Source organism: Streptomyces sp. NPDC057697 (assembly GCF_042799335.1).
Taxonomy (GTDB): Bacteria; Actinomycetota; Actinomycetes; order Streptomycetales; family Streptomycetaceae; genus Streptomyces.
Genome location: NZ_JBHVJA010000003.1, coordinates 450,259 through 466,447, shown reverse-complemented (window position 1 = coordinate 466,447; position 16,189 = coordinate 450,259). Strand labels below are relative to the sequence as shown.

Annotated in this window: 15 protein-coding genes and 1 pseudogene; 9 read left to right on the top strand and 7 right to left on the bottom strand. The window is 72.6% G+C overall.

Annotated elements, in window-relative coordinates; all coding sequences use genetic code 11:
• Positions 1 to 12 precede the first annotated feature (12 nt).
• The 3 genes and pseudogenes from ACFVFH_RS11905 to ACFVFH_RS11895 all read left to right on the top strand — a co-directional run.
• Positions 13 to 1,314: pseudogene (locus ACFVFH_RS11905) on the top strand (MAB_1171c family putative transporter); the annotation flags it as partial.
• An 80-nt stretch (positions 1,315 to 1,394) separates the two neighbouring features.
• Entirely contained in the window at positions 1,395 to 2,009 is a 615-nt protein-coding gene (locus tag ACFVFH_RS11900; protein WP_383766176.1) for a hypothetical protein, read from the top strand.
• A gap of 95 nt (positions 2,010 to 2,104) precedes the next feature.
• Positions 2,105 to 2,953: a GNAT family N-acetyltransferase gene (locus ACFVFH_RS11895; protein ID WP_383766175.1), complete on the top strand. Its 849-nt coding sequence runs from the start codon at positions 2,105 to 2,107 to the stop codon at positions 2,951 to 2,953.
• Between the two features lie 15 nt (positions 2,954 to 2,968).
• On the opposite strand, the gene ACFVFH_RS11890 is transcribed toward ACFVFH_RS11895, so the two are convergent.
• The 3 genes from ACFVFH_RS11890 to ACFVFH_RS11880 all read right to left on the bottom strand — a co-directional run bounded on the left by ACFVFH_RS11890 (position 2,969) and on the right by ACFVFH_RS11880 (position 6,143).
• Positions 2,969 to 4,684, bottom strand: a complete 1,716-nt coding sequence (locus ACFVFH_RS11890; protein WP_383766174.1) for a SpoIIE family protein phosphatase — start codon at positions 4,682 to 4,684, stop codon at positions 2,969 to 2,971.
• A gap of 357 nt (positions 4,685 to 5,041) precedes the next feature.
• Positions 5,042 to 5,314, bottom strand: coding sequence for a DUF1876 domain-containing protein (locus ACFVFH_RS11885; protein ID WP_383766172.1), 273 nt, complete (start codon positions 5,312 to 5,314; stop codon positions 5,042 to 5,044).
• 109 nt (positions 5,315 to 5,423) lie between these two features.
• A complete protein-coding gene (locus tag ACFVFH_RS11880; RefSeq protein ID WP_383766170.1) occupies positions 5,424 to 6,143 on the bottom strand; it encodes an alpha/beta hydrolase in 720 nt (239 codons plus the stop codon).
• Positions 6,144 to 6,240: 97 nt separating this feature from the next.
• On the opposite strand from ACFVFH_RS11880, the gene ACFVFH_RS11875 reads away from it, so the two are divergent.
• The 3 genes from ACFVFH_RS11875 to ACFVFH_RS11865 all read left to right on the top strand — a co-directional run bounded on the left by ACFVFH_RS11875 (position 6,241) and on the right by ACFVFH_RS11865 (position 9,041).
• A complete protein-coding gene (locus ACFVFH_RS11875) occupies positions 6,241 to 6,726 on the top strand; it encodes a peroxiredoxin (protein ID WP_383766169.1) in 486 nt (161 codons plus the stop codon).
• Between the two features lie 188 nt (positions 6,727 to 6,914).
• Positions 6,915 to 7,424, top strand: coding sequence for a hypothetical protein (locus ACFVFH_RS11870; RefSeq protein WP_383766167.1), 510 nt, complete (start codon positions 6,915 to 6,917; stop codon positions 7,422 to 7,424).
• 159 nt (positions 7,425 to 7,583) lie between these two features.
• Entirely contained in the window at positions 7,584 to 9,041 is a 1,458-nt protein-coding gene (locus tag ACFVFH_RS11865; RefSeq protein WP_383766165.1) for a flotillin family protein, read from the top strand.
• A gap of 195 nt (positions 9,042 to 9,236) precedes the next feature.
• On the opposite strand, the gene ACFVFH_RS11860 is transcribed toward ACFVFH_RS11865, so the two are convergent.
• From ACFVFH_RS11860 to ACFVFH_RS11850, 3 genes are all read right to left on the bottom strand, one after another.
• Positions 9,237 to 9,632 carry a nitroreductase/quinone reductase family protein gene (locus tag ACFVFH_RS11860; protein WP_383766163.1) on the bottom strand — a complete coding sequence of 132 codons (396 nt, stop codon included), beginning with the start codon at positions 9,630 to 9,632 and terminating at the stop codon, positions 9,237 to 9,239.
• A 251-nt stretch (positions 9,633 to 9,883) separates the two neighbouring features.
• Positions 9,884 to 10,711: a hypothetical protein gene (locus ACFVFH_RS11855; RefSeq protein ID WP_383766162.1), complete on the bottom strand. Its 828-nt coding sequence runs from the start codon at positions 10,709 to 10,711 to the stop codon at positions 9,884 to 9,886.
• 66 nt (positions 10,712 to 10,777) lie between these two features.
• Entirely contained in the window at positions 10,778 to 11,284 is a 507-nt protein-coding gene (locus ACFVFH_RS11850; RefSeq protein ID WP_383766160.1) for a SigE family RNA polymerase sigma factor, read from the bottom strand.
• A gap of 264 nt (positions 11,285 to 11,548) precedes the next feature.
• On the opposite strand from ACFVFH_RS11850, the gene ACFVFH_RS11845 reads away from it, so the two are divergent.
• Positions 11,549 to 13,762, top strand: coding sequence for an FG-GAP repeat domain-containing protein (locus ACFVFH_RS11845; protein ID WP_383766159.1), 2,214 nt, complete (start codon positions 11,549 to 11,551; stop codon positions 13,760 to 13,762).
• A 112-nt stretch (positions 13,763 to 13,874) separates the two neighbouring features.
• Here the strand turns inward: ACFVFH_RS11845 and ACFVFH_RS11840 are convergent, their stop codons facing one another.
• Positions 13,875 to 14,297, bottom strand: a complete 423-nt coding sequence (locus tag ACFVFH_RS11840; RefSeq protein ID WP_383766157.1) for a hypothetical protein — start codon at positions 14,295 to 14,297, stop codon at positions 13,875 to 13,877.
• 149 nt (positions 14,298 to 14,446) lie between these two features.
• Between ACFVFH_RS11840 and ACFVFH_RS11835 the strand changes: the two genes are divergently transcribed.
• Complete coding sequence (locus tag ACFVFH_RS11835; RefSeq protein ID WP_383766156.1) at positions 14,447 to 14,917, top strand: cation:proton antiporter regulatory subunit; 471 nt, start codon at positions 14,447 to 14,449, stop codon at positions 14,915 to 14,917.
• Between the two features lie 2 nt (positions 14,918 to 14,919).
• Positions 14,920 to 16,179 (top strand): cation:proton antiporter, encoded by a 1,260-nt coding sequence (locus tag ACFVFH_RS11830; protein WP_383766154.1) that lies wholly within the window; start codon positions 14,920 to 14,922, stop codon positions 16,177 to 16,179.
• The last annotated feature ends 10 nt before the right edge of the window (positions 16,180 to 16,189 follow it).

The following is a 16,189-nucleotide window of genomic DNA, read 5'->3' as shown; positions in this document are numbered from 1 at the left end:
AAGGACTCCGCCGTGACCCCGCTCGACCTCGCCGGCTACCTCATAGCCGTCCTGATGACGGCCGTCGCCCTCTGGCGCATGCCCGCCGCCCTCTGGGGCAACGAGGAGGACAAGCGCCGCCGGGCCCTCTGGGGCTGCTACGCGGGCTTCGCCGCGGCCCTGTGGACCAAGACCCGGGCGGTGCGCATCGGGCTCAACGACAGCGCCGTCACCGACCTCGCCGTACTGATCAAGCACTACACGGCGACGATCGCGATCCTGGCGATCCTCAGCTACATCGTGGCGATCTACGGCCAGTACCCCGACGCCGGGACCGTGCCGCGCCATGTGCGGTTCGCCCGTGCCATCCAGCAGGTGGCGGCGAAGGCGTCGATCGCCACGCTGATCCTGCTGACGGTGCTGTTCTTCACCGTCGTCGACCGCTCCGTCCCCTCGGACCGGTTCGTCGCCGACCACGCGGGGCAGTGGGGCGCCACGCTGTACATGAGCGTCTTCTACCTCTACCTCGGCGCCGCCTCCGCCGTCTGCGCGTACCAGTGGGCGCTGGCCACCGCCGGGGCCGGGATGCGGCATCTGCGGATCGGCCTCGGGATGATGACGTTCGCCATGTTCATCGGGGTCGGCTACACCGTCAGCCGCACCCTGTTCCTGTGGGCCAGCGTCATCGACACCCCGAGCGAGTCCTTCGCGCTCCGCTTCGACGAGATCACCGAGGCCGCGCAGGTGGTGCTGTTCGCCTTCTTCGCCTTGGGCGCCTCCATCCCCGCCCTCAGCAAGGGGCAGCGGCGCGCGAAGCTGTGGCGGGCCCAGGTCAAACTGCACGGTCTCTGGCGCGAGTTGATGACCGCGTTCCCCGAGCAGCCCTTCGACCCCCCGGCCTCGCTGACCCGCGAGCTCACCCGCTTCGACACCCCCGCCGATCTGCGGGTCGACCGCTGGGCCGCCGACATCGCGGACGCGGTGGAGAAGCTGCGCCACTACGTGCCCGACACCCTGCTCCCCGCCGCGAAGGCCGCCGCCGCGGACGGTGCGGCGGGTGGTTCCGTGACGGGCGGAGCCGTGACGGGCGGAGCCGCGTCGGACGCGGACCGGGCGGGCCCGCTCGCCGAGGCGTACTGGATCAAGGCGGCGCTCATCGCCAAGAACAACGGCGCGACCGCCTCCACCGCCGCGGAGGTGGAGACCCAGCACGCCACCGACCAGGACGGCGAGGTGGCCTGGCTGGTCCGGGTGGCCACCGCGTACCGGACCGTCCCCCAGGACCGGGCCGCGCGGGTGCTGGCCGACGCCACGTCCGGCCCCTCCGCCCCGTCCATCCCGTCCGCCACGCCCGGCCCCTCCACGGCGGCCGAGACCACCGGCCCGGCCCGTACGGCCGCCACCGAGGAGACAGCATGACCCCCACCGACACCGCGGACACCGCAGACGCCCCCACGTCGCCGGACAACGCCACCGCGCGCACCGTCACCGACGTCTTCCAGCCCCGCAACGTCCTGCTGATCGGCATGCTCGGCATCGGCCTGGCCGCCGCCGGGCACTGGACCGGCCTGCTCTGGGGATTCCTCGGCGCCCTGTGCGCGGGCCTGATACCCGCCGGGTACATCGAATGGGAGCGCGGGCGCGGCACCTGGGGCGACCGCCATGTCGTCGACCGCACCAAGCGGGCCCCGATCTTCTTCGTCATCCTCGGCTCCATCGGCACCGGCTCGGTGGTGATGGTCCTGGGCCGCGCCCCCACCGGCATCCTCGTGGCGATGCTCGCCCTCTGGGCGATGACCGTGATCCTGCTGGCCGTCAACACGGTCTGGAAGATCTCGGTGGACGCCGCCGTCGCCTCGTCCGTCGTCGCCCTGCTCGCCGCGGTCCACTCGCCGTGGTGGCTGCTCGGGTACACGATGACCCTCGCCGTGTGCTGGTCACGGGTGGCGCTCCGCTACCACACGGTGATGCAGACGGTCGCCGGGGCGTCGCTGGGGGCCGCGACGGCGGGGGCGTTCCTGCTCGTGTGAGCGCCCGCCCGATCCGGGTCACTCGTTGGGGGGACACGGCTCCGCCCGTCCGCGCGCGCCGTTGAAAGGGGCTTCGCGACGGGTACAGGTGCCCCGTGCCGAACTTCGAGATCACCACCGCAAGCGCCGACGACCTCACGATGCTCGCCGAATGGGCCCACGAGGAGAGCTGGAACCCGGGGCTGACCGACCGCCACGCCTTCTTCGCCGCCGACCCCCGCGGCTTCCTGATCGGCCGGCTCGACGGCGAGCCGGTCTCCTGCGTCTCCGTCGTCCGCTACGGCTCCGGCTCCGGGTTCCTCGGCTTCTACCTCACCCGCCCGCAGCTGCGCGGCCAGGGATACGGCAGCAGGCTCTGGCGGGCGGGCATGGCGCGGCTGGACGGGCGGAACGTCGGCCTCGACGGCGTGGTGGCCCAGCAGGCCAACTACCGCAAGTCCGGCTTCCGTTCCGTGTGGACGACCATGCGGTACGAAGGTCTGCCGCCCACCGGCGCGGCCGCCCCCGCGGGCACCGCGCTCGTCGACGCCCGCAGCATCCCCTTCGACCGGCTCGCCGCCTACGACCGCCGGTTCTTCCCGGCCGACCGCGACAGCTTCCTCGCCCCGTGGATCGCCCATCCCACCCGCACCTCGCTCGCCGCCGTCCGCGACGGGGAGCTGTGCGGCCTGGCCGTGATCCGGCCCTGCCGCGCGGCGTCCCGCATCGGTCCCGTGTACGCGGAGTCGGCCGAGGTGGCCGGTGCCCTGATCGGCACGCTGGCGGCGGCCGACCCCGGGGTCCCGGTCGCGGTCGACGTGCCCGACGTCAACCCGGCGGCGGTGCGGCTGGCCGAACAGCTGGGCCTCACCCCGTCGTTCGAGACCGCCCGGATGTACACGGGGCCCTCGCCGGACATCGACCACTCCGGCCTGTTCGGCATCACCAGCCTGGAGCTGGGCTGACACCGCCCGGCCGGGTCAGGTGGGGTCGTGCGTCCCCGTCCCCGGGTTGCGGGAGCGGGACGCCAGCACCGCTATGTCGTCCTCGGCACCCGGGCCGAACCGTTCCAGCACGTCGTCCAGCAGGTTCTCCAGGCTGCCGCCCTCCGGGAGGACGAGTTCCTCAAGGCGGCCGACCGAGACGTCGATGTCCTCGCCGCGCCGCTCGACCAGCCCGTCGGTGTACAGGAACAGCACCGTGCCCGGGTCGAACTCCAACAGCGTCGTGCGGTACCCCCCGAAGCCGGTGCCCAGCGGCGGCCCCACCGTCATCTCCTCGCACACCCTCGCCCCGGCCCGGGGATCGATCAGCACCGGCGGCAGATGCCCGGCGCTCGCCACCTCGCACGCCCCGCCGTGCCGGTCGACGACGGCCAGCAGACAGGTCGCCGCCCGGTCGAGACCGGACCGTTCGACCATCCGGTCCAGCTGCTCCAGGATCCGGTGCGGCGGCAGCTCGTCGTCGGCGAACATCCGCAACAGCGAGCGGTAGTGGCTCATCGCCACCGCCGCCTCCACCCCGTGCCCCATCACATCGCCCATCGCCTTCAGATGCCGCCCGTCGCGCAGCGGGATCACGTCGAACCAGTCGCCCCCGACCATCACGCTCCGGTCGGCCGGCAGATAGCGGGTGGCGATCTCGATGTGCGGATGCGGCGGACGGGGCTCGGACAGCAGGGAGCGCTGGAGCTCCAGGGCGATGGTGTGCTCATGGGCGTACCGGCGGGCATGGTCGAGGTCGACGGCGGCCCGCCCGGCGAGCTCCCGGGCAATCACCACGTCCTCGTCCGTGAAGAGCGGCGAGTCGCCCGCCCGGATCAGGCCGAGGACGCCCAGCGGACCGCTGCGCACGGTGACGGGCACGATGACCGCCGAGTGCATCCCGAGGGCCCGGTAGGCGGAAAGCCGTTCGGGGCCGGGGGCGGAGCGGGCGAGCTGCTCGTCGGGGGTGAGGTTCTCCACCACCGGCTGGTTGGAGGCCAGGCAGCGCTGGACGGCCGCGCCCTCCTGGTAGTCGATGTACTCGCCGGTGAGCCCGAAGCCGTGCAGCTCGTCGCCGAGCGCGGGCACGGCCCGCAGCGCCGCCCGGCGCAGCCGCAGCACCCCGGGCGGTGCGGGCCGGACCGGTGCGGCGACATCGGGCGGGAACACCTCGACGGTCGCGATGTCCGCCAGCCCCGGCACGACGAGGTCCACCAGCTCGGCACAGGTGGTGTCCATGTCGAGAGTGGTGCCGATCCTGGCGGCCGCGGTGTCGAGCAGGGTCAGATGGCGCCGGGCCTGCTCCAGCGCGCGCTGCTCCTGGTCCGCGGGCATGACCTCCAGCACGATCCCGGCCACGCCCACGACCCGTCCCTCGCACTCCAGACGGTGGAAGACCCCCTGCCAGAACCGCCGGACCGTGGCGTCCTTGGCGGTGAAGCCGCTGACGGTGATCTCGCGGGGCTTCCCGTCGGCGAGCACCGCCCGCAGCATCTCCTCGCGGGCGTCGAGCCCCGGCAGGACCTCGATGACGGTGCGCCCGAGGTGTTCGGCGGCCGGTATGCCGTTGATCCGTTCGAGGGCAGGGTTGACATAGAGGTAGCGCAGCCCGGTGTCGAGCACGGCCACCCCCGCCATGGTGCCGTCGACCAGGGCCGCCAGGGCGCGGGGGTCGAACGGCAGCCGGCTGTCGGCGTCCGCATCAGCCTGCACGTCAACCTCCTGCGGCGGGCGCGGACCACCCGCTGCCCGGCCCTCAATCGTGGGCCGCCCACCCCCGCCGCGCATCCGCAGACCGGCGACCGGGGCGGTGGTGGCGGCGAGCACGGTCGCGGGGGGGCGCGTTGCGGTGGGACTGGGGAACGGTGGCGGGGTCGCTTTCCCGGTCCGGCGTGCGCTTCCCCGGTCGCGGGTACGACGGCTGCGGTCGCGCTCGCGCTCGCTTTCGCAGTGGGCGTCGGCCCGACTCGGGTCGGCCCGAAGCAGATCGGCCCGGGGCAGATCGGCCCGGCTCAGGCCAGCGCGGGTCAGGTCGTCCCGGTCAGGTCGTCCCAACTCAGGCCGTCCCGGTCAGGTCAGCGGATGCGAGGTGCGGCCGGACGCGTCGTCGATCTCGTCGTGCGCCTTCGTCAGCATCTTCATCGCCAGCTCATTGAGCGCTCTGGCTCCCGCGATCTCCTCGCCCACCCTCGGCTGGTTGCCGTCGGAGGGGTGACGGCTCGCATATCCATGGGCCCGCACCTCGGTACCGTCCGGAAGCCGCACCATGGCGGCCGCACGGGTGCGATGGGTGTCCTCATCGAATTCCAGTTCGACATGCCACCCGACAGTTGTCATCACCATGACGATCACCTCCCTCCCAGGGTGCGCCCGTTCCCCCGCCCCTGCACCACGGCACCGCCCCGTATCACAGCGGTGCCGTGGTGCAGGGGCGGGACGGGCCGGGTGGGCGTCACCCCTCCAGCAGGTCCAGATCGAGGGTGCCCGCCACCGCCGAGGCGTCCGGCGGGAGCCCGAGTGCGGCCTCGACCGGACCGGGGAGCGGGCCCAGGCCCAGCAGACCGGCGACGGTCCGGGCCGTCAGCGCCTGCCACGCCCCCGCGCGCCGGAGCATCGCGTGGTCGCCGCCCCGGATCGCGACCAGACAGGAACGGGCGCCGGCGCACCGGGCACGGGCCGTGAGGCGCTGGGACGCGCGGGGGCTCGTGATCCGGTCGCGGGTGCTGTGCAGCAGGACGACATCACGGCCCGCGAGCTGCTCGACCGGATCGTCCGCCGGGCACCACGCGGCGAGGCCGACCACCCCGCGCACCATCGGATGACCGGCGGCGCGCAGCGCGGCGCGGGCGCCCATCGAGTGCCCGACCAGGACCACCGGGATCTCCCCGGCCTCGCGCCCGAGCGCGTCCAGGGCGCGTACCGCGTCGTGCAGCGGGTCCGCGCGGGGGCCGTTCCAGCCCCGGTGGGCGTAACGGACGGCGCGGACGAGAACGCCGCCACCGCCGGGCCCCGCGCCGCGCGTCGCCTCGGCGATGGACCTGGCGAACGGGCGCATCCGCACGGCGGGCAGGTTCAGCGGACCGGGCAGCGGCGCGCCCAGGCCCGTCTCCGCGCCGCCGTGCAGCAGGAGCACGGCGGCGGACGGGCGGACGGCGGACGGCGGTGCTGCCATGCGTACCTCCTGGTGCGGGAGCCGGACCGGTACCGAGCATGCTGTACGGGGACCCGAACGGGAAAACCCGGCAGTACCGGACCACGGAGGAAACGACATGGGATCGTCACCGCAACTCGGCCTGGCCGCACCGGACTTCACACTGCCGGGCGGCCTGCTCGCCGGCGAGGAGTTCGAGCGCCGCGACTACACCCTCGCGGCGGCGCGCGGCCGTGCCGTGGTCCTCGCGTTCTACCCGGGCGACAACACGGCCGTGTGCACCAAGCAGCTCTGCTCGTACTCCTCGGGCCTGGAGTCCTTCGCCGCCCTCGACGCGGAGGTCTGGGGAATCAGTCCACAGGGTGTGGACAGTCATGAGTCGTTCGCCCGCGCGCACGGCCTGCGGATGCCGCTGCTCGCGGACGCCGGGCGGGAGACGGCGCGGGCGTACGGGGTGACGGCGCCGGGGATCGGAGTGCGCCGGGCGATCTTCCTGATCGGCCCCGACGGGGTGCTGCGGTGGAAGCACGTGGCGCTGCTGGGGGCCACGTACCAGTCGCTCGACACACTGACCGAGCAGTTGTCCGGCATCAAGGGCGCATAGAAGTCTGCCGGAACCCGGCAGTACGCGCTGCCGGGTACGTATGGGATCATCCAGCCAGTTCGACGGAAATGTTCGGGGGATTTCGACGTTCGAAGATCAACGCGCGAAGACCGACGCTCGGCATTCGGCGTTCGGCATTCGGCGTTCGGCGTTCGGCGTTCGGCTCGGCGCTCGGGGAGGGTGATCGCGTGACCTTGTTTCTCGGTCTCGGCATTGCGGGAATCGTTCTGCTCGTCCTGTCCCTGATCTTCGACGGGGTCCTCGAAGGACTCCTCGGCGGTGTGCTGGACGGCCTCTTCGACGGCCTCCTGTCGCTGCCGGTCATCGCGGGATTCCTCTCGATGCTCGGCTTCGGCGGCGCGATCGTGCTCGGCACCACCGGCGCCGGTACGGTCGTCGCGACCGCCGCCGGAGTCGTGGCCGGGCTCGTAGCGGCCTGGCTGACCTGGAAGTTCAGCCGGGCCCTGATGCGGGACCAGACCAGCGTCACACCGCGCGGCGACGATCTGGTCGGCACGTCCGGGTCGGTCGTCACGGCCATCCCCGCCGACGGCTACGGCGAGGTCCTGCTCCAACTCGCGGGCCAGCACGTGAAGCTGGCGGCGAAGAGCGCGGCACCGGTCGCACGCGGAACCGAGATCTGGGTGGAGGCCGCGTTGTCGGCCACCTCGGTCGCGGTCCGTCCGGTCGAGCACTGAGCCCGGCAGCCAGGACCAGGACTCCGGACCCGCCCCGTCGAGCACGGCCCCCGACCCGTCGGGCGCCGAACACCGCCCGAGCCGATCACGGTGCCGCGCCGCGGCACACCGCCCGAAACCGAGCTGCCGTCCCCGCAGGGAGGCAGGGAGGACACTCATATGAGCCCAGTCGTGACCGCAGTCGCCGGAGTCGTCGTACTCCTGGTGCTGCTCGCCCTCGTCGTCATCACCCGCTACAAGGTCGCCGGGCCCAGCGAGGCGTTCATCATCACCGGCCGCCGCGGCAAGAAGTCGACCGACCCGGTGACCGGCCGCACCAGCATCGACAACAGCGGTCAGAAGGTCGTCGTCGGTGGCGGCGTCTTCGTCGTCCCGTTCGTCCAGCAGAAGTTCACCCTGGACCTCTCCAGCCGGCACATCCCGATCGCGGTGCGCGGCGCCGTCACCCTGCGCGGTGTGAAGTCCAACCTCGAAGGCGTCGCGATCGTCAAGGTCGGCGGCAGCGAGGAAGCGATCCGCGCCGCGGCCCAGCGCTTCCTCCAGCAGCAGGACGGCATCGTCGGCTTCACCCAGGAAGTGCTCTCCGGCGCGCTGCGCGCCATCGTCGGCCGCATGTCGGTCGAGGACATCATCCGTGACCGGGCCGCGTTCGCCGGGCAGGTCGCCGAGGAGGCCGAGGCCAGCCTCTCCGGCCAGGGCCTGATCCTGGACGCCTTCCAGATCCAGGACATCACCACGGAGGGCTCCTACCTGGAGGACCTCGGCCGCCCCGAGGCCGCCCGCGCCAAGCAGGAGGCGGACATCGCCGAGGCGATCGCCAAGCGGGCCTCCGAGCAGGCCCGGCTGAAGGCCGCCGAGGAGATCGCCATCGCGGAGCGGACCTTCTACCTCAAGCAGGCCGAGATCAAGGCCGAGACGGAAGCCGCCGCGGCCAAGGCCAACGCGGCGGGCCCGCTCGCCGAGGCCGCCCGTCAGCAGGAGGTCCTGGAGGAGCAGGAGAAGGTCGCCCAGCGCCAGGCCGCACTGACGGACCGCGAGCTCGACACCAAGGTCCGCAAGCCCGCCGACGCCGCCCGCTACCAGGCCGAGCAGGAGGCAGAGGCCCGCCGGATCGCCCAGGTCAAGGAGGCCGAGGCGGACGCCGAGCGCTCCCGTCTGACCGGTCAGGGCGAGAAGCTGCACCGCTCGGCGCTCGCCGACGCCGTCCGCATCGAGGGCGAGGCGGAGGCCGCGGCCATCGCGGCGAAGGGTGCGGCCGAGGCCGAGGCCATGCAGAAGAAGGCCGACGCGTTCGCGCAGTACGGCGACGCGGCCGTGCTCCAGATGCTGGTCGAGGTGCTGCCGCAGGTCGTCGCCAAGGCGTCCGAGCCGCTGAGCGCGGTCGACAAGATGACCGTGATCTCGACGGACGGCGCGAGCCAGCTGTCGCGTACGGTCACGGACAACGTCGCCCAGGGCATGGAACTCCTCAGCTCCACCACGGGAGTCGACCTCGCCGCGCTGCTGAAGAACCTCAAGGGCGGCCGGAAGGACACCGCTCCGGCGGGCCTGCCCGCCCAGGGTGCGGACGCCCAGGCCGCCCCGGCGCCCGAGGGAAAGATCGAGATCACCGACTGATCCCGATCCCCGCGGCAACACCCGTAACCCGTACGTGCCCGGCCGGTCGACGACCAGCCGGGCACGTGCACGTCCGGGCACGTGCACGTCCGGGCACGTGCACGTCCGGGCACGTGCACGTCTGGTCACGTACGCGCCCGGTCACGTACACGTCCGGCACGTACGCGTTCGGTCACGTACGTTCACGCACCGGGTTCAACTCTTCAGGTCGACCCGTACCGTCAACAAATTCGTACCCACCGCCCGCACGACGGTGCTGTTGTAGCGCGGGAGGGTCCTGAGCCGGGCGCGGGCGTCGTCCTCGGGCAGCGGGTGCGCCGTCCCGTCGTACCAACGGCCCTCGATCCGGACCCGGACCCGGGGATCGGCGCGGATGTTGCGGATGTACTGGGACTTGTCGCCGTACTCCGAGACCAGCCAGAACTCCTGGCCCACGCGCCGGCCGCCGACCGGGGTCCGGCGCGGCAGGCCGGAGGTGCGGCCCGTGGTCTCCAGCAGGATCTGCGACTTCGACCGTCTGGCCAGCGGGTTGACCACATGCCGCTGAAGCGATGTGACCGCCCGGAACTTGAGCTCTCGACTGCGCGCCATGCGTGCCCCTTCCGCCCGTTGCCCTCGTGGCCGCCTTCGTGGCTGCCTTCGCGGCCGCGTCCGTGGCTGCCATCGCGCCGGTGTACGACTGCGCCCGCGAGGCTTCGACGCTACGCCCCGGCCACCGCATCGCGCACGCCGCTGGAACGGGCGTGGCGCGAGAAGCCCGGGGTGCGACGAGCACCCCGGGAGCCCGGCTTCCGGCTTCCGCCTTCCGCCTTCCGGCTTCCGGCCACTCGGCACGGGAGGAGTCAGCCGACGGCGCCGAGGATCGAGGCCCAGGCGCTGCCGGTGAGCGCGGCCACCGCCTGCTTCGGGGAGAGCGGAGGGGCGTCACGGGTCGGCTTCGGCGTGTGCCCGTCACCAAAGTCGCCTGCGGTGTTCCACTGCACCATCTGGAGCTGGGCGCCGGTCGACTTCAGGGTCACCGTCGTCGTCCAGCGGTGGGCGATCTCGGAGTCGGGGACGGAGTCGGCACCCATCGGCCGCCGCTCCGCGATCTTCTCCGACACCACCAGGGCTCCGCCGGGAAGCGCGGCGCTGCTCGGCAGCTCGCTCAGCTCGCAGGTGTCACCGGAGTCGGCACGCCCGGCCATGTTGTCGCAGCTCAGCCCGGAGCCGTCGCCGAGCGGCAGTTTGAGCCGCAGGGCCGAGACACCGACGGCGGCGACGCCGTGCCCGTCGTCGACGTCCACCTCGCCGTTGGCGACCCACCCCCCGTTCGGGTTCGAGGGGTCGTTGCTCTGTCCGTGCTGCCGGCCGAAGCGGCTGCCGGGGAACGTCTTCTTCACGGCGTCGATCATCCGGGTGCCGGTGATCGCGGACCGGGGCATCGCCAGCGCCACCGGTTCCATGTCGGGGCCCGGGGAACGGAGCCCGGCGAGCGCACCGGGCAGCACCAGGCCGCCCGCCGCGATCACGGCGCAGGCACCGACCCCGGCGAGGACGCCCACCCGGCGCCGGCGCCTGCTGCGGCTCCGCCCGCGCTGGACGGCTCCGTCCGTGATCCTGGTGAGGTCGGGGTCGAGGGAGTCGGCCGTACGGTCCAGGGCGTGTGCGAGGTCTGCTTCGAACGGCATGCTGGCGTCACCTTTTCTGTCTCTGATGGGGGTCATGCGACGAACTCGGCCCGTGCGTACCGTCGTTCAGTGCGGCACCAGGTCGGACAGGCTGTCGCCGAGCAGGGCACGCACCCGGTTGAGTGCCCGGGTGCCCTGGGAGCGGACCGCGCCGCTGCTGAGCCTGAGCATCCGGGCGGTCTCCTCGATGCTGCGGTCCTCCCAGTAGCGCAGCAGCAGCACCGCCCGGTCCCGGGGCGGGAGTTGGCCGAGCGCGTCCAGCAGGGTGAGCCGCAGTGCGGCGTCCGGGCCGGGGGCCACGCTGTCGGGCACGTTCCCGGTGGGACGTTCGCCGGTGCTGCGCCGACGCCGCAGGGTGAGGGAGGTGCGGACCAGGACCGTCTGCGCGTAAGCCGCCGGGCTGTCCGCCCTGGCCACCCGCTTCCAGTGCACGTACACCCGGCTGAGGGTCTCCTGGACCAGGTCCTCGGCCAGATGCGTGTCACCGGCCGCGAGGACGTACGCCGACCGGTACAGCGCCTTCGCCCTCTCGGCCACGAACTCCAGGTACTGGTCCTCCTGCGCTGATTTCACTCGGCCCCCGCCTGTTCTCTCGTTCCGTGGTCCCCGTCCATACCCCTGTTGACTACGTGGGACGGCAGGATGTCGCGCGGTGGGAGCGCCTTCCCGCGCACCGCCACGGCGTCGGCCCCGTCCCGGGGAGATCGCCTCCGATCGGGCCGGAGAATCCGACACACGGGATGATCTTGGCTGATATACGCTGCGCCTGACTTGATCGAACGGTTCAGCGAATCCGTCTCAACGGACCGGATACGCCTGCCCGGGGGGGGCATTCCCATGACTTCGCAGACTCCGCCGTACCGCGTGGTGCTCGGCATCGCGCTCGCTCCCGTACTCGCCCTGGCGGCCGCCGTCCCGGCCGCCGCAGGCACGGCCACCACCGCCACCACTGCGGCCACCACCGCCACCACCTCCGCCACCTCCGCCACCTCCGCCACCTCGGCCGCCTCCACCACCTCGGCCGCCGTCGAGACACGCACGCCGGGCCCGTGGGGTGCCCGCACCCTGCATGCCGCGAGCCCTGTCCCCGCCTCCGCCTCGGGCGGGCTGAACGCGCTGGAGTCGGCGGGGAACGGCGCACTCGTCTCCCTCACCGGCGACGGGCTCTCCCGCTCCACCCGGATCCGTCCGGCGGGCGGCACCCGTTGGCTCGCCCCGCAGACCTGGCCGGGCGCCGGCGGGTACAACACCGAGCTGGTGGCGCTCGGAGACGGCACGGTGCGCCTGGTCTGGCGGGCCCCGCGCGCCGACGACCACGGCAACCACTGGCTGAAGGTGGCCACCCTCGCGCCCGGCGCCACCGCCTTCTCCGCGTCCGAGTACGTGGCGCCGGTCCCCGAGAAGGGCTACCACCACCTGGCGGCGGCCCCCGATGGCCGACTGGTCGCCGTGTGGTCGGTCTCCGGTGTGGTGAAGGCCGCCACGAAGTCCGGCCCGCGGGCCGCGTGGTCCGCTCCGGTGGACCTCAACACGCAACCGCCCTCCGGCAGCCGGGACATCTCCGCCCTGGACCTGGCCGTCGCCGAGGACGGCACCGCCCTGGTGGTCTGGCAGTGGCAGGCGAGCAAGGGCGTCGTCGCCCTGGAGAAGGCCCCCGGCGCCACCGCCTGGACGGCGGTCAAGAACTTCCCGGTCCCGGGCGTGGACCTGGCGCGCCCGAGGGCGTTCGCCGGGGCGCGGGGAGGCTTCGACGTGTTCTACGACAACGACGCGCACCTCATGCACACGCGCCGGTCCGCCGGGGCCACCCAGTGGAGCACCCCCCGGACCGCAGCCGACCACGGCAGCACCTCCGGGATGACGACCCCCGTCCACCTGCCCAACGGCGACCTCTTCGTCGCGGGTGGCCCCGGCTACGCGACCGGCCCCTGGTACGCGGTGCGCTCGGCGGCCACCGGCGCCTGGCAGCCGTACACCCAGCCCTTCTCCACGCACAAGAAGGTGCGCGCGGTCGACGCGGCCGCCACCTCGGGCGGCACGGTCACGGTGACGTGGCGGGAGGGCTACTCGGGCGCGGAGTACGCGATGGCCGCCGTCTTCAAGGGCGGCACCTGGTCCACCGCACAGCGGCTGAGCGCGACGGGCGCCCGGTCCGCCGGGGCGCCCGAGGTGGCGGCCGACGCGCTCGGCCGTCCCGTCGCGCTGTGGGACGAGTACCGGCCGACCGACACCAACGGCATCGCCCTGGACGGCGTCCAGCAGTCCACGACCACCAGCCGCACGCAGCCCGTGCCGGGGGACTACACCGACGACGGCAAGCCCGACCTGTTCGGCCGGGACCGCACCGGACTGAAGGTGTACTCGGGCACCGCGACGAAGCTCTCCGCCGGGAAGCGCACCACCAGTTGGCCGTCCGGCACACTGGTGCTGCCGTACGGGGACCTCGACGGCGACCGCTGCAACGACGTGTTCGTCCGCTCCCCGAAGGGCGAGGCCCTCGTCTACCCGACGGTCTGCGGCGGGCTGCCCGACCAGCAGTCGTCCCACATCCGGGTCTCCTCGGACTGGAGCGGCTACGACACCGTCCTCTCCCCCGGCGACCTGACAGGCGACGGCCGCCCCGACCTGCTGACCCGTTCCGCCTCGACCGGAAAGCTGTACATGTACGCCAACAACGGCGCGGGCGGCTTCAAGGCCCGTGCGCTGGCCGGGTCGGGCTTCGGCGGCTACAAGAAGCTGCTGGCCGCCGGGGACCTCGACGGCGACGGCAAGAACGACCTGCTGGCCCTGGACGCCTCGAACGAACTGTGGCGCTTCCGGGGCACCGGCTCCGGCACCTTCAAGCCCCGCTCCCTGGTCTTCAAGGACTGGGGCACCTCCTACAAGGACGTGACCGGCGGCCTCGACCTCTCCGGCGACGGCCACCCCGACCTGATCTCCCTCGACCACTCCGGCCACGCCTGGCTGAACCGGGGCAACGGCCACGGCGGCTTCGACAACCGGACCCAGGCCGGAAAGACCACGAACTGGTCGGACGTCCGGATCTCCTGACACCCGGACCTCTGACGTCCGAACCCCCTGACGTCCGGGTTTCCTTGCGGCGTCCGCTCCTTGTGGAGCGCGCTCCGGGTCCGGGTCCGGGAATTACGGACCCGGACCGGGGTCATCGTCCGGTGGCCGCCGCCCCGGGGCCGGCGTCGTACAGGACGGCGAGTTCGCCGAGATCGTTCGCGACCATGACGTGCGCGAGACGGCCGGCCACCGCCACGACCTGCGGCCATGCGGCCGCTCGTAGGTACTGCTCGTCGGTCTCGTCCGGGGCCTCGGAGGCCGCGGCGGAGAGGGCGGCGCCGAGCTGACGCATGAGGGCGACCTCCTCATCGGTCCGCAGACTGACACCGAGGTACCGCTCCGGTTCGTCGGCGTCGCAGAAGTCGTCGAAGAGCGTGTGAAAGATGTGGTCCACGTTCTCGAAAGCCGACGGGTCGAGCCACACCGCCTGCTGCCACGGGGGATTGGCCAGGGACAACACCGCCGGCACGAGGTTGACGCGTGAGTTCGCCAGGAGCCTCCCGTTCTCGGTCATGGGCCGGAGCGTACTGCCGCGCCGAAACACCCCGCACACCCCCCGAAAACCCCGCACCCCCGGAGGCGGCGGGAGCCTCCGGATAAGGTAATGGCCGGATAAAGAGATCACCAAGTGCGTCAAGAGCCGCCGCACCTCGGGAGGAAGCCATGGGAACCCACCGCACCACGCTGCCCGGAGTCGGTGTGCAGTACGACTACACGACCGAGTCGGGCCAGCACATCTCTGTCGTCGTCCACCACGACGGACGGCGGTTCATCGGCTTCTACGACCAGGACGACCCTGATTCGTGCCGGCTCTCGGTACCCCTGACGCCGCAGGAGGCCACCGGTCTCGCGCATCTCATCGACGCCGCGCCCATCGACGCCGTACGCACCGAGGGCATCGACCTGGTCACCGAGCACATCCCCCTCGGGACGCGCTCCCCGTACGGCGGGCGGCTGCTCGGGGAAACGAAGGCGCGGACCAGGACCGGGGCCTCGATCGTGGCGGTGCTGCGGACCCACAGCGCGCATCCGTCGCCCGGGCCGGACTTCCGGCTCGCCATCGGGGACACGCTCGTGGTCGTCGGAACACGTGAGGGCGTCGACACGCTCTCCGAGATCATTGCGGAGGGCTGACCGTGCACGACACGACCGCACTGCTGGTGGAGCTCGGCTCCGTCATTCTGGGGCTGGGCATCATCGGCCGCTTCGCCGGGCGGATAGGGCTCTCGCCGATCCCGCTGTATCTGCTGGCGGGGCTGGCGTTCGGCGAGGGCGGGCTGCTGCCGCTGGGCGCCAGTGAGGAATTCACCGCCGTCGGCGCCGAGATCGGCGTCATCCTGCTGCTGCTCCTGCTCGGTCTGGAGTACAGCGCGTCGGAGCTGGTGACCAGTCTCAAGACCCAGTACCCCTCCGGAGCCGTGGACTTCGTGCTCAACGCGACCCCGGGCGCGGTGGCGGCGCTGCTGCTCGGCTGGGGGCCGGTGGGGGCGGTCGCCCTGGCCGGGGTCACCTGGATCTCCTCGTCCGGGGTCATCGCGAAGGTGCTCACCGACCTCGGGCGGCTCGGCAACCGGGAGACACCCGTCATCCTCGGTGTGCTCGTCATCGAGGACCTCTCGATGGCCGTCTATCTGCCGCTGCTCACCGCGATGCTCGCGGGCGTGGGCCTCGCCGGGGGCAGCATCGCCCTGCTCATCGCGCTCGGCACCGTCGGGTTCGTGCTCTACCTCGCGCTGCGGCACGGGCGGCTGATCAGCCGCGCGGTCTCCTCCGACAATCCGGAGATGCTGCTCCTGGTCGTGCTCGGGCTGACCGTCCTGGTGGCCGGTGTGGCGCAGGAGTTGCAGGTGTCCGCCGCCGTCGGCGCGTTCCTGGTCGGGATCGCGCTCTCGGGCGAGGTCGCCGAGGGGGCGCGCAAGCTGCTGACGCCGCTGCGGGACCTGTTCGCCGCCGTCTTCTTCGTGTTCTTCGGGCTCTCCACCGACCCGTCCGCGATCCCGCCGGTGCTGCTCCCGGCGGCCCTGCTGGCGATCGTCACCGTCCTGACCAAGATCGCCACCGGGTGGTACGCGGCCCGGCGGGCCGGGATCGGTTCGCGCGGGCGCTGGCGGGCCGGTGGGACGCTCGTCGCACGCGGCGAGTTCTCCATCGTCATCGCCGGTCTGGCCGTGGCGACCGAGCCCCGGATCGGGCCCATCGCCACCGCCTACGTACTGATCCTCGTCATCGTCGGACCGCTCACCGCACGCTGGACCCAGCCGGTCGCGGCCCGCGTCCAGGCCTGGCGCGGCCGGGGTGACGCCGGCGGCGGCAAGGGGAGCGGCGAGGTCGCCGCTCCGCGTCCGGCGCCCGCAGCGGCCACCGTCCAGGAGGAGTTCGCCTCCTCCGCCGACTGAGCGGAACCTC